This is a genomic window from Rosenbergiella nectarea (assembly GCF_900111105.1).
GTDB classification, from domain to species: domain Bacteria; phylum Pseudomonadota; class Gammaproteobacteria; order Enterobacterales; family Enterobacteriaceae; genus Rosenbergiella; species Rosenbergiella nectarea.
The window spans coordinates 340,546-354,209 of record NZ_FOGC01000002.1; the positions used below are offsets into that span (position 1 = coordinate 340,546).

Genomic DNA, 13,664 nt, shown 5'->3' on the forward strand with positions numbered 1-13,664 from the left:
GATTAATAGGAGAGGGTCAATGGAGATTACCACGCTTCAGATTGTACTGGTATTTATCGTTGCTTGTATTGCTGGAATGGAGTCTATTCTCGATGAGTTTCAATTTCATCGTCCGCTGGTGGCCTGTACCCTTATCGGTTTAGTGCTGGGGGATATTAAGTCAGGCATCATCATTGGCGGGACGCTGGAGATGATTGCCTTAGGATGGATGAATATCGGGGCAGCGGTCGCGCCCGATGCGGCCCTCGCCTCCATTATCTCCACGATTTTGGTTATCGCGGGTCAACAGAGTATCGGCGCGGGTATTGCCCTTGCCATTCCTCTGGCCGCAGCAGGTCAGGTCTTTACCATTATCGTCCGCACCCTTACCGTAGGCTTCCAACATGCGGCTGACCGTGCGGCGAATAAAGGCCATTTAACCTCGCTCTCTTGGATCCATATCTCAGCACTCTTCCTGCAAGCCATGAGGATAGCGATTCCCGCATTGATTGTCGCCATCTCAGTGGGGACCAGCGAAGTTCAGCTGCTGCTAAGTAAAATTCCGGAAGTGGTGACCAACGGACTGAATATTGCCGGAGGGATGATCGTGGTGGTGGGGTACGCCATGGTGATTAATATGATGCGAGCGGGTTATCTGATGCCGTTCTTCTATCTCGGCTTCGTGACGGCGGCATTCACTAACTTTAACTTAGTGGCCTTGGGGGTAATAGGCGCTGTGATGGCGATACTCTATATCCAACTTAGCCCCAAATACAATCGTTCAGCAGTCACTTCTCATCCCGCGGCGTCGTCGCAGGATATCGATAATGAATTGGACTAGGGACAAAGATATGGTCGATAACACGCAGGTAACTGAAAAAAAACTGACGAAAAGTGATATCCGCGGCGTCTTTATTCGCTCTAATTTATTTCAAGGCTCGTGGAACTTTGAACGTATGCAAGCCCTAGGATTCTGTTTCTCAATGATCCCGGCGATAAAACGGCTCTACCCCGAAAATAATGACGCTAGACGTCAAGCGATCAAACGCCACCTGGAGTTTTTTAATACCCATCCCTATGTCGCCGCGCCGATCTTGGGGGTAACCTTGGCGATGGAAGAACAGCGAGCCAACGGTGCACCGATTGATGATGGGGCAATCAATGGTATCAAAGTTGGGCTGATGGGCCCCTTGGCCGGAGTCGGTGACCCAATCTACTGGGGAACCGTTCGTCCCGTGTTTGCGGCACTAGGCGCTGGGATTGCCATGAGTGGTAGCCTTCTTGGTCCAATCTTGTTTTTTGTTCTATTTAACGCGGTGCGATTACTCACCCGTTATTATGGGATTGCCTACGGGTATCAAAAAGGAATCGATATCGTGAAGGATATGGGGGGCGGCTTCCTACAAAAACTCACTGAAGGGGCGTCGATCCTCGGCCTGTTTGTACTAGGAGCCTTGGTCAATAAATGGACACATGTCAATATTCCCCTTGTGGTATCAAGAGTCCCCGATGCAGCAGGCGGCGAGACCGTTACTACGGTACAGAACATCCTCGATCAGTTAATGCCAGGGCTAGTTCCTCTGCTGCTCACTTTCGGCTGTATGTGGCTATTACGTAATAAAGTGAATGCGCTATGGATCATCATGGGGTTCTTTATCATCGGTATTTTCGGCTATTGGTCTGGATTACTAGGCGTTTAACCTATCGCCTCAGCATGGGATGCTGAGGCGAAGCTTAAGGAGGCATCGTGACCGTGCAGACGTTTATCCTAAGTATTATCGTAAGCCTCTGTTTAGCCTTAGCGATCTACAGTGAGTGGCTGAGACCGTTAAGGTTTCCGCCAACGCAGTGGACGATTCCTTTGCGTCGAGTGTCACATAAGGATTTGGGGATAGCCACTGTGCTGCTACTGATTGTTTTTATTCAGCAATTGCTACGCGCAGAGGGCTATCTCACCAGCGGGTTATTATTGGGATTAATACTACTCAGCCTCTGGTATGGCTGGATACGTCAACCCATGGCGCGGATTAACGCCGAAGGAATAGTCATTAAGGGGCGACTTATTCGCTGGCCACAGGTCCATCGCTACCAACTTACGCCAGAAGGAATATTAATCTTGCATTTGGCGCAGCAGCAGGTAACGCTCAGCGTTCAACATGCTGACGATCTGCAACGTCTTTATCAGCATATTATCGCGCAGCCTGATGGCTGATAATCTCATCTAGACCAGCCTGACGGCCTCTTGGCATTGCGTCAGGCTAGGCTTATGTTATTAGGGTAACCCTTGCTGAGAAAGATTTTTCCCCGCAATCACCTCAATACTCTCGCTCAATTGTTGTATCACACGCTGTGCAGCGCGGGAAAGTTGGCGAGAAGGGGCAACACATAACGCTAAGGTGAGTGGCGAAGTGGGATTCTTATGCAACGGGATGAAGGCTAAGTTTTTCTGCTCCACATCATACTGGACATCAATTCGGCTAAGCATCGCTACGCCACTGCTTTTCGTCAGAAAGCGACGAATCAATGCAATGTCGTTACAGACTATCGCATTTTCCACTGATAACGCGGCGCGCTGATAAAGCGCGATAACCCTGCCGTGTACCACTAAATCCTCGCCCGGTAGGATATGTCGCTGCGCGTGAAGGTCACTGACCCGCAAGGTTTTCTCATTGGCCAAGGGGTGCTGAGGCGAGAGGGCAACCCCCACCTCTAACTCGCAAAAGCTTCTCACCTCTAAACCGGTCACTTCGCCGGGATCGAGTAGCAGCCCGACGTCCAGATTCGCGGCACGCAGTTGCTCGCCAATCGCTTGGCTGCTATCAATGACAATCTCTAATGTCAGCGTTGGATATTGTTCGACTAAGCGCGCTAAACAATCGGCGATCTCACCTTGATTGAGGGCTTGCACTAATCCTATTTTGACCTTACCCCGCTGCAAGCCTTGGATCTCATCGAAGCGTTGCTTAGTGACCTCGAATTCCCGCTGCCAGCGTAACAGGTCGGCATACAGTAGCTCGCCGGCGGTAGTCATCCGTAGCCCTTCAGCCAGTCGTTCAAATAGGGGAGTGCCTAACGACTCCTCAGCCTGCAAAATCTGCCGGTTAATGGCCGACGCGGAGATATGTAATTGCTCAGCCGCCTTACGCAGGCTGCCGTGACGGACAACGGCTAAATAATACAGGGCGAAGCGTGAAAATGGGCTCATGGGCACTGTTCTCTTTTTTGCAACACTCTACTGAATTCTTAATGATGGATTGGAACAGTTAAAAGGTTTATCACTAAACCTATAACAAAAACAGCTTTCCGTACGATTAAGGAATTTATTATGAGCAAGGTCACCCCTCCCGCACACTGTACTTTCGAGCCTGATGATTGGTTGAAACTGGCTGCACAATGGCATCCGGTTGCTCGGGCGATGGATATTGAAGGCGCACCCGTTAAAGCGGTGCTGCTGGATGAACAGTTGGTGTTATATCGAATCGCGGGGGAGGTGGTTGCCGCTCGAGATGTCTGCCCGCATCGGGGTGTCCCCTTGACCCTCGGCTTTCATGATGAGGCGGGTATCGTTTGTCCTTATCACGGTCTGCGCTTTGGCGAAGGCGGGAAATGTAATCGTATCCCGTCGAGTCCCGGTCAACCTATCCCCGCCAAGCTCAATCTCTCAACCTTTGCTGTGGAAGAGCGCTATGGTCTGATTTGGGTCTGCCTTGCGCCCAATAGTGAAAAACCGGCCCAATTACCGGTGATGCCGCACTGGCACACGGCAGGTTTCCAGCAAATTAACTGTCCCGGTTTCGAGGTGAATGGCTTTGCGGGTCGGCAGGTCGAAGGCTTCCTCGACGTCGCGCACTTCGCGTGGATCCATACCGAGACCTTTGCCGATGCGAATAATCAACAGGTCCCGGATTATCACGCGGTGGAACGAGATTATGGCTTCGAAGCCGATTACTGGAGCACCGTCGGCAATTATCCGGCGAGTAGCGAATTTCGTGCGCCAGAGGGCTTTAAATGGTTACGCCACTTCGAAATGCATCTGCCTTTCACCGCCACTCTGACCATTCACTTTCCCGGTGAAGCCCGCTTGGTGATTATGAATGCTGCTTCGCCGGTATCGGCGCGTAAAACACGAATGTTTGCACCGATTGCGCGTAACTTTGATCTCGATATTCCAGTGGAAGATGTGTATGCCTTTAACCAACGCGTCTTCGAAGAAGATCGATTAATGGTGGAAACTCAGATGCCAGAGCGTTTGCCGCTCGATCTCAGTCTAGAAGCCCATATCCCTGCCGACCGTAGCTCCATTGCTTACCGCCGTGGGTTAAAAAAGATGGGCTTTGGCGACTTCTTCTTAGTGTGAGGTGTTCAATGGAACAGTTATCGGTCATCGTAGAGAGCCTGTGTTTGCAGGGAACGGGCAACTTAGCGGTCAGTTTTGTATCGGACTCACCGAATACCTTGTTACCCGCCTGGGAGGCTGGCGCGCATATCGATGTGCACCTTGCGCCCGGACTGATCCGCCAATATTCATTAACGGGATCCTCGGGCGATCGCAGGCGCTACGAGATCTGTGTCGCCCATGACGCGGCCTCCCGGGGGGGAACGCGTTATGTACACCAACAATTACGGCCCGGCGATCGCCTCACCCTCTCTACGCCACGTAATCTGTTTGCACTGCAGCCCGCTAAGCGTGTACTGCTGATTGCCGCCGGGATTGGCATCACTCCTCTGTATGCGATGGCATTGCAGTTAGAGCAGCAAGGCATCGCCTTTACCTTGCACTACTATTGTCGTCATGCTCAGCAGGCGGCTTACCAATCGGCATTATCTGCGCCTTGGCAATATGGTGAATGTCATTTGTGGTTAAGCGAGGAGGGTAATAGTCCTCGGCACCATCTGGCCGCTGAATTAACGCATCCCGATACAGACACTTTGATCTATCTCTGTGGACCCGAGGCCTTTATGCAGCATCAGCGAGAGGCTGCGTTGGCAAGGGGCTGGGTGGCTGCGGCGATTTATACCGAAGCCTTTAAACCCGCCGTTGCCAGCAGTGAGGTTAGTGACGACGAGTCCTTTATTATTACTCTCGCCTCGACCGGCCAACAATGGCCCGTCAGCCCACAGCAGACTATTGCTCAGGTGTTAATTGAACAAGGGGTCTCGATACCACTTTCCTGTGAAATGGGGATGTGTGGCGCGTGCTTGACGAATGTCGTCTCAGGTGAGGTCGACCACCGCGATACGGTGCAAAGCGAGCAAGAAAAGAGTGGGGCGCAACAGCAAGTTGCCCTGTGCTGTTCGCGTAGTCGCAGTGAAGTGTTGGTCTTAGATTTGTGAACGAAGGTCCTATCCTAGGATAGGACCCTGACCCTAATGACTAGGGTGAAATATCATTTTTCAGATCTTCAGCACTTTCTTTGGTTTTATCCCAGCCTTTCTCTGCACCTTGCTTAGTGCTATGCCAAGCCTTTTGCGAGCCTTCGGAAATCTTGCTGCCGGTGGAGTTCGCTTTTCCTTCAGCGGCATGCTGCGCTTTAAGTTTCTGTTGTGCGCCGGTGTTTTGTGCTTCATGTAATTTTTCTTTGGCGGTGTCTGCGCCTTTATGCGCTGTCGCCAGTGTCTCTTCACTTGCCTGCGTCGCCGCGAAGGCGCCAAAGGAAAGGGTCAATGCTGAAGCAAGAATCGCTAATTTTTTCATTCTTATTCTCCAAATGGAAAGTATCATTTCTAATTATAGTTGAGGCTTTATCTACTGCGAGCGACAGCGAATAAAAAACAGATATTTCTGGGTATCTGTAGGTCACTACCGTTTACTAAAAAGAGGTAAATTGAATACCCCCATTAACGTAAAAAATGCCATTCTTTATCTTTCATCCCCCTTGCAGCACGCCGCTTAAGGCTTGGTCTTAACCATCATTGTTGGACAATAGTGGCTAATTTAGGGCGTATTCCAGATATAGAACGATCCTTCGGCTATGCATAATGAGGCATTGTTTAAGTTCCTCATGTTTAGATGGTTAGTCTCCATTAAACATTTCCCAAGGATGAGCATGTTATGAAAATTACGGTTGTAGGTATGGGGTATGTAGGTTTAGCAAACGGAATTTTGCTGGCACAACATCATTCTGTCACTTTTTTTGATATTGATAGTGTGCGTGTTACCCAACTTAACTGTGGGCACTCTCCTATAGTCGATCCTGAAATTACCGACTTTTTAAATAATAAAAACTTAAAACTGTCTGCAACTTCGGATGAAACAGCGGCTTTTCAGGCTGCAGAGTGGGTAATTATTGCAACGCCTACCGACTACAATTCACAGGATAACTGCTTCAATACAGAGAGTGTTGAGCGGGTTGCTACCAAGGTCCAATTATTAAACCCGCAAGCGGTCATCGTTATAAAGTCTACTGTGCCAGTAGGGTTTACACATCGCTTAAAAAAGCGGTTGGCGACTGATCGAATACTCTTTTCGCCTGAATTTCTAAGAGAAGGGCGTGCATTAAAGGATAACCTTTACCCTTCGCGCATTATTGTCGGAGGCTGCTATGAATTTGCTCAACAATTTGCAGCGTTGCTTCTCGAAGGGGCTATAGCACCACAGGTCCCCATGTTGTTAACTAGAGAGACCGAAGCCGAAGCCATCAAACTCTTCGCCAATACCTATCTTGCCCTGCGTATTGCCTACTTTAATGAGCTGGATAGCTATGCGGAACATCATGGCCTGGATGCACGCCAGATTATTGAAGGGGTGAGTCACGATCCGCGTATCGGTAATCACTACAATAATCCCTCCTTTGGTTATGGTGGTTATTGCTTACCGAAAGATACCAAACAGCTACGGGCGAACTACGAACAGGTGCCGAATAACATTATCAATGCCATTGTTGATGCGAACCGCACCCGTAAAGATTTTATCGCTGAGAGTATTCTAAAAAAACAGCCGAAACGCGTAGGAATTTATCGCTTAGTAATGAAAGCGGGGTCTGATAACTTCCGTGCTTCGGCCGTTCAAGGCATTATGAAACGGTTAAAAGCCAAGGGTATCGAGGTCATGGTGTATGAGCCGGTGTTAAACGAAGAAACCTTCTTTAATTCGCCAGTGACCCATGATCTGCAACAGTTAAAACAGCAATGCGATGTGATCATTGCTAACCGTCTGGTCGAAGAGTTGCAAGATGTCCAGGGTAAAGTCTATACCCGTGATCTTTTTGGCAATGATTAACTTTTAAGACGAAAAAAGGCTGACTTTTGTCAGCCTTTTTTGTTTTGTACGGTACAATAGCCTCAGTTAATGAATCGGACCCATCACAGGGAAGAAAAATGAGAATAGCGGTTACGGGCGGTGCGGGTTTTATCGGCTCCGAAGTTGTCAGGCAAATTATTGAACAGACAGAGCATCAGGTTTTAGTGATTGACGCCTTAAGTTATGCAGGAAATCTTCAGTCACTGAAGCCAGTCAGTTCTCATCCCCGCTATCGTTTCAGCCATTCCTCTGTGTGTGATCGGCAGGTGATTAGCCAGCTTTTTACTGAGTTCCAGCCGCAAATTGTGATGCATCTTGCCGCGGAGAGCCATGTCGATCGGTCCATATCGGGACCGGATAATTTTATCGAAGCGAATATTATTGGCACCTTTCAGCTGTTGGAGGCGACGCGCGATTATTACCAGCAGTTGCCTTCCACAGAACAAGCTCTTTTTCGTTTCCACCATATCTCGACCGATGAAGTGTTTGGTGATTTAGCCGAGACCAATGACTTTTTTACAGAACAAACGCCCTATGCGCCGAGTAGCCCCTATTCAGCCTCGAAAGCCGCAAGCGATCATCTGGTTCGGGCATGGCATCGCACCTACCAGTTACCGATAGTCGTCACCAACTGCTCGAATAACTATGGGCCCTATCAGTTCCCTGAGAAACTGATCCCTCTTGTGATCCTCAATGCATTACAGGGCAAGCCTCTGCCTATTTATGGTAAAGGGGAACAGATCCGCGATTGGCTATATGTGGCCGATCACGCACGGGCATTGCTTCGCGTGGCGCTTGAGGGCGAGATTGGCGAAACCTATAACATCGGTGGACATAACGAAAAACGTAATATCGATGTCGTCAACACTATTTGCCAAATTTTGGATGAACGTTTCTCTGAGAAGCCACAAGGCATCACGAGCTACTCGCAACTTATTCAATTTGTGGCCGACCGCCCTGGCCATGATAAGCGCTATGCCATCGATGCGAGTAAGATTGCGCAGCAACTCGATTGGCAGCCACTCGAAACCTTTGAATCAGGATTACGCAAAACGGTTGAATGGTATCTGGATAATCAGCGCTGGTGGCAGGCTGTGTTGGATGGTAGCTATGCCACTGTCGAACCTATCTCTTATCAACAAGAAGGCGATAAGTCATGAAAGGCATTGTCCTAGCGGGAGGCTCCGGTACCCGTCTCTATCCGATCACCCAAGGTATTTCTAAACAGTTATTACCGGTTTACGATAAACCGATGATCTACTATCCGCTCTCAGTATTAATGATCGCCGGGATCCGCGATATTCTGATCATCACCACACCCGACGATCTGACTTCATTCCAACGGTTGTTGGGGGATGGGCAACAGTTTGGTTTGCGCTTGACCTATGAGGTACAGCCGAAACCGGAAGGACTCGCGCAAGCTTTTCTGATTGGTGAAGACTTTATAGCAGGTGAGGACTGTGCGCTGGTACTCGGCGATAATGTGTTTTTCGGGCAAGGTTTCGGCAGTAAGTTAGTCTCGGTTGCGGAAAACCTATCAGGTGCAACGGTCTTCGGCTACCAAGTGCGTGATCCAGAACGCTACGGAGTGGTGGAGTTCGATCAACAGTTTAAAGCGTTGTCTCTCGAAGAGAAACCGACGCATCCACGATCTAACTGGGCGGTAACGGGTCTGTATTTCTATGACCATCAAGTGACCGAGATGGCTAAACAGGTTAAACCCTCTTCACGGGGTGAACTAGAAATCACGGCGATCAACCAAATGTATTTGGAAAGTGGCCAGCTAAACGTCGAAAGGTTAGGTCGAGGGTTTGCGTGGTTAGATACCGGCACACACGAGAGCTTACTCGATGCGTCCCAGTTTATTCATACCATTGAAGAACGCCAAGGTTTTAAGGTCGCATGTTTAGAGGAAATCGCTTACCGTCAAGGGTGGCTAACTCGTGAACAAGTATTGGCGCAAAGCCAACGTCTGGCGAAAACGCGCTATGGCGAATATCTTGCGACAGTAATTGAGCTGATATAATGAACAACACAGGGGCAATGGTGTTTGCCTCTTTTTTATTCATTGATATTTCTAAGCCCTTATCGACTGGTTATCTTTCCATTGCAGTTGTATTATTCCTAATATCGCTTATCGAATTTCTTAAGATACGCTAGACGCCTTATATAGTGTTCAATGAGGCATAAATAAAACCCATCATAATAAGCAAATGTCTCTTTTATCCAGATAGAGGCTTCGACAGTGCAATCATTGATAATAGTGTGATCCCACTGCGCTTTTGCCCGCTGAGCATATTGGGTGTTGTAGGACTCATTAATGGCAGCGTTTACCTTCGCGAGCTAAGTTTTCATCAATATTTTTCTATTCTGTCGCGTTATCGATGATACACCCATAATAAGCTGTACTTGGGGCGGCGCTGAGGAAAAGGCGAGTGGTATTACGTGAAGTCCCCTAAGTTGAAACGCGAATAAAGAATAAAATAACCTTCACTCTTTTTATCTTTTCGAAAAGGGGTGATAAATCGTGATTGGTTGTATCCCCGGAGCACAGGATCTTTTGCGACCCGATCAACGATTGTTTTTAGGTTAATCACTCTACATAACAGCGTCAATTTTAGGTATCACCCTAAGATTTATCATAACGCAATAAATGCAGTAACTAGTATGCATAGAGGATTTTTAATAAGACTTAAATGTTTATAGAAATTAACTTAGGGTAAACCCCTAGTATCGACCACTGTATGGGGTATTCAAACCAAGATGAATTAATCGTTGCGTTAATTTTTAATGCTTATTACTTAAAATAGTCTATCCAAAATCTAAATAATCGCCTAGCGAAGCAAATAACCCCCATTTTATTGTGATAGAGCACAAAAAAAATGGTGAAAGTGCTTATTGCTGAGCAATAACACTGTATTTATATCGCGAGTGCTTGTTAAGGTTACCTCTGCAGTCAACATAGCATTCGACATCAACGTGTAACAGGACGGTTACGCGCTAAACACGAAAGGGAAACTCGTGGTATATCATATTACTTTCCCCCAACCCTTGTTACCGGCTTTGGGTCTGCTCTGTTTTTCGGTACAGAGTGAGGCATCTTCCGATCCGCTTCGGCGAGATACATCGCCCTCAATGCAACTGGCATCGGTAGTACCGCTCAGTGATGACCCGCAGCTTATTCATCAGCAAGCGCAGCAGCGGGCGTTGGAGCAGCGCTTAGCGCCAAATGAACCGACCGTTCATCTCGATGTACCAACGCTTCCCCCTCTAGAGAAAGGTTTTCCTCAAGAGACGCCCTGTTTTCTGCTGGAGCAGGTCACACTCTCCGGTGTAGAGGCCGTACCGAGTCGGCTTTCCCTACAGCGAGTCGCTAACACTGCAGTAGGGCACTGCATAGGCAGTAAAGGGATAAACTTACTGATGCGACGCCTGCAGAATCGGCTGGTGGATCATGGCTATGTGACCACGCGCGTACTGGCTCCGGAGCAGGATCTGACCACTCAGCGTCTCCGTCTGACGATAGTACCGGGTAAGCTGCGCCAACTGACTACCGCCGCACCGTCTCGTCAAGGTATCTCCCTTACCAGTGCCTTCCCCACGCACACCGGCGATCTGCTTGATCTTCGCGGTTTGGAGCAAGGGTTGGAAAATCTACAGCGCCTGCCGACAGTCCAGTCGAGTATGGAGATTGTCCCGACAGAACGGCCTGGGGAGAGCGATATCATCGTGAATTGGCAGCAATCGCGCAAGTGGCGACTCGGGCTGTCTCTCGACGACTCAGGAACGCGAAGTACAGGTCGTTATCAAGGCGGGACGACACTTTATCTCGATAACCCCCTCACGCTCAGCGACAGTCTATACCTTTACGCCGGAAGATCCTTGCTACCCGGCGGGGGTAAGGGCACCCATAATTATACCGGGCAGTACTCGGTGCCCTATGGCTATTGGCTGGCCAGTGTGACCGGCAGTCACAATGATTACACTCAGACCATAGCGGGGTTGAATGCTGACTACCGTTATCGTGGTCAGAGCCAGCAGATGGCGCTGCAGCTGGGGCGTATCATCCTTCGAGGGCCCCATCATAAAACTCGCCTGACTGGGGAGCTGGCGCTGCGGGGATCTAAGAATTTTATTGATGATACGGCTATCGATGCTCAGCATCGAAAAACCACGTCGTGGAAGGCGACCCTTCAGCATCAACAGTTTATTCATCATGCCGTGCTGAATCTTGGCGTCAGTTACCAACAGGGCACGCGATGGTTCGGCGCACTCCCGGCGAGTGAAGAAATCGTTGGCGAAGCAACGGCACTCAGTCGTATCGTTCAGCTAACCGCTGACCTAGCATACCCTTTTACGATCGCCACGCAGCACTTTCGCTATCAGCTCCTGTATCAACAGCAATTTACCTCAACAAAGTTAACGCCCTCCGAACAATTCTCGATAGGCAGCCGATGGACGGTGCGAGGTTTTAATGGCGAGCGTTCACTTAGCGCGGATCGCGGGGCATTAGTCCGTAATGAATGGAGTTGGTCTACCCCCTTTGCCGCGCAACAGCTCTATTTGGGGATAGATTATGGAGCCCTTAGAGGAAGAAGTGCCTACCAGCAATTGGGACGCTCTCTCGCGGGAAGCGTGCTAGGGGTTCGAGGACAGGCATTATCGACCGGGTACGATACCTTTGTCGGCATCCCGTTATCTGCTCCGCAAGGTTTTATGAAGGACCGTTTCACCGTTGGCTTTACGGTAAATTGGCAATATTAAGGATTCAGGGATGAATAAAAATCGCTATCGTATTGTGTTCAACCACGCCCGAGGCATGGCGATGGTGGTCGCCGATATTACCGTATCGGCTTATGCACTTACCGCACCTTGCTCCCCCGCAACTCGCATTTCTTCGGCGACGTTCCGTTTAACTCGGCTAAGCTTGGGCATGTTGTTGGCCGTAGGCGGTATTAGCTTTCCGGCCCAGGCGAAGGTTATCGCGGACTCGCAGGCCTCTGCGCACCAGCAGCCGACCGTCTTACAGACGGCGAACGGTATCGAGCAGATCAATATTCAAGCCCCGAGTGCCGCAGGGGTGTCGCATAACAAGTATACGCAGTTTGATATTGAGAACCGGGGCGCGATCCTAAATAACGGCCGGACCATCAGTCAGACCCAGCTCGCCGGACAGGTTGCTGGTAATCCGTGGCTCGCCAGAGGCGAAGCAAAAGTTATTCTCAATGAGGTGAATAGCAAAGACCCCTCTTTGCTTAATGGCATGTTGGAGGTCGCCGGTCGCCAAGCCGACATTATTATCGCTAACCCCGCGGGAATTACCTGCGATGGTTGCGGCTTTATCAACGCCAATCGAACCACCTTAACCACCGGGCAGGCGCAGTTATCGGATGGCCAAATCAGCCACTACGCGGTGCAGCAGGGGATGATCCGCGTCGAGGGTAAGGGGATGGACAGTACTCGCCAAGACAGCACTGAGCTACTGGCCCGTGCCGTGAAAATAAACGCCTCGCTGCAGGCGAAGGCCCTGTCGATCACCACCGGCCAGAACACGATCGATGCCCGCAATGGCGAGGTAACGGTGCAAACAAGGGAAGGCAGTGAACGCCCTCAGTTTGCGATAGATGTCTCCCTGCTGGGGGGCATGTACGCCAATAAAATTGTGTTACGCGGGACCGAGTCCGGCGTTGGGGTCCATAATGCCGGGACGCTGGGCGCTGCCGCGGGAGAGGTGATGATCACCACTCAAGGTACGCTCACGCACAGTGGTCATCTGCAAGCGAGCCAGCATATCCAGCTGTCCTCTGCGGGGAAAATGTCGAGCCGTGGCACAATCGCTGCCGGGATCACGCGTGACGGGAAAACGAGCCAAACCGGTCACTTACTGCTATCTAGTAAAGACGCTATTACGCTCAGTGGTGATCAGCGTGCCAAAGACAGTGTAGTCGTTAAGGCGACACAGATCACCGCCGATACTAGCCAGACTCACGCCAATCGCGTCGACTTTATCGCCAGCAAAGGCAACGTCGAGACACGAAAGGCCGTGGTCGTGGCGCAACAGATTAGGGTTGATAGCGCGCAACAGCTTAATAATGATGGGGGCCACCTGAGTGGCGAAACACTCTCCATTAAGGCAACGCGACTCTCCAATCGTTCGGGCACCCTACAGCACCGCGGTGAACAAGCCTTAACGCTGTCACTCCAGGACGGCATTGATAATCGCCAAGGCCGCATCATCACGCAGAGTCAGCGCTTAACACTGACCGGCTCGCAACTTAACAATCAGCAGGGGCAGATCAGCGCCGCGCAGATTGCGATCAATACCGCCTCATCCAGCCTGAACAATCAACAAGGGGTGATCAGCGCCAGCAAAAAGCTCGAGCTGACTAGCCAAGGAGTGGATAACGATCGGGGGCTGATCCAAGCAGGCGAGTCGCTGACGATT

At 50.1% G+C, this 13,664-nt stretch carries 12 protein-coding genes; 10 read left to right on the plus strand and 2 right to left on the minus strand.

The window, feature by feature from the left end:
• Positions 1-19 precede the first annotated feature (19 nt).
• Genes BMX14_RS04505 through BMX14_RS04515 form a run of 3 tightly spaced genes read left to right on the plus strand, consistent with a single transcriptional unit; the run spans position 20 to position 2,191 of the window.
• A complete protein-coding gene (locus BMX14_RS04505; protein WP_092673398.1) occupies positions 20-820 on the plus strand; it encodes a PTS mannose/fructose/sorbose transporter subunit IIC in 801 nt (266 codons plus the stop codon).
• Between the two features lie 10 nt (positions 821-830).
• Positions 831-1,679 (plus strand): PTS mannose transporter subunit IID, encoded by an 849-nt coding sequence (locus tag BMX14_RS04510; RefSeq protein ID WP_092673471.1) that lies wholly within the window; start codon positions 831-833, stop codon positions 1,677-1,679.
• A gap of 47 nt (positions 1,680-1,726) precedes the next feature.
• Positions 1,727-2,191 carry a DUF986 family protein gene (locus BMX14_RS04515; RefSeq protein ID WP_177173079.1) on the plus strand — a complete coding sequence of 155 codons (465 nt, stop codon included), beginning with the start codon at positions 1,727-1,729 and terminating at the stop codon, positions 2,189-2,191.
• A 60-nt stretch (positions 2,192-2,251) separates the two neighbouring features.
• Here BMX14_RS04515 and BMX14_RS04520 read toward each other — a convergent pair whose 3' ends face one another.
• Positions 2,252-3,184 carry a LysR family transcriptional regulator gene (locus BMX14_RS04520; RefSeq protein WP_092673403.1) on the minus strand — a complete coding sequence of 311 codons (933 nt, stop codon included), beginning with the start codon at positions 3,182-3,184 and terminating at the stop codon, positions 2,252-2,254.
• 120 nt (positions 3,185-3,304) lie between these two features.
• Between BMX14_RS04520 and hpxD the strand changes: the two genes are divergently transcribed.
• Together hpxD and BMX14_RS04530 are read left to right on the plus strand one after the other, a co-directional pair.
• Positions 3,305-4,336 carry a molybdenum cofactor-independent xanthine hydroxylase subunit HpxD gene (gene hpxD, locus BMX14_RS04525; RefSeq protein WP_092673406.1) on the plus strand — a complete coding sequence of 344 codons (1,032 nt, stop codon included), beginning with the start codon at positions 3,305-3,307 and terminating at the stop codon, positions 4,334-4,336.
• Between the two features lie 8 nt (positions 4,337-4,344).
• Positions 4,345-5,313, plus strand: a complete 969-nt coding sequence (locus tag BMX14_RS04530; RefSeq protein WP_092673409.1) for a PDR/VanB family oxidoreductase — start codon at positions 4,345-4,347, stop codon at positions 5,311-5,313.
• A 40-nt stretch (positions 5,314-5,353) separates the two neighbouring features.
• On the opposite strand, the gene BMX14_RS04535 is transcribed toward BMX14_RS04530, so the two are convergent.
• Positions 5,354-5,674 carry a hypothetical protein gene (locus BMX14_RS04535; RefSeq protein WP_092673412.1) on the minus strand — a complete coding sequence of 107 codons (321 nt, stop codon included), beginning with the start codon at positions 5,672-5,674 and terminating at the stop codon, positions 5,354-5,356.
• A 357-nt stretch (positions 5,675-6,031) separates the two neighbouring features.
• Here BMX14_RS04535 and BMX14_RS04540 point away from each other — a divergent pair, with 357 nt between their 5' ends.
• The 5 genes from BMX14_RS04540 to BMX14_RS04560 all read left to right on the plus strand — a co-directional run.
• Positions 6,032-7,198 carry a nucleotide sugar dehydrogenase gene (locus tag BMX14_RS04540; RefSeq protein WP_092673414.1) on the plus strand — a complete coding sequence of 389 codons (1,167 nt, stop codon included), beginning with the start codon at positions 6,032-6,034 and terminating at the stop codon, positions 7,196-7,198.
• Positions 7,199-7,296: 98 nt separating this feature from the next.
• Positions 7,297-8,379, plus strand: a complete 1,083-nt coding sequence (gene rfbB, locus BMX14_RS04545) for a dTDP-glucose 4,6-dehydratase (protein WP_092673417.1) — start codon at positions 7,297-7,299, stop codon at positions 8,377-8,379.
• Positions 8,376-9,245, plus strand: a complete 870-nt coding sequence (rfbA, locus tag BMX14_RS04550) for a glucose-1-phosphate thymidylyltransferase RfbA (RefSeq protein WP_092673420.1) — start codon at positions 8,376-8,378, stop codon at positions 9,243-9,245. The genes rfbB and rfbA overlap by 4 nt, the downstream gene beginning before the upstream one ends.
• A gap of 1,109 nt (positions 9,246-10,354) precedes the next feature.
• Positions 10,355-11,983: a ShlB/FhaC/HecB family hemolysin secretion/activation protein gene (locus BMX14_RS04555; protein WP_092673423.1), complete on the plus strand. Its 1,629-nt coding sequence runs from the start codon at positions 10,355-10,357 to the stop codon at positions 11,981-11,983.
• 10 nt (positions 11,984-11,993) lie between these two features.
• Positions 11,994-13,664 (plus strand): two-partner secretion domain-containing protein (locus BMX14_RS04560; protein ID WP_143056385.1); only part of this gene is annotated, 1,671 nt, incomplete at its 3' end.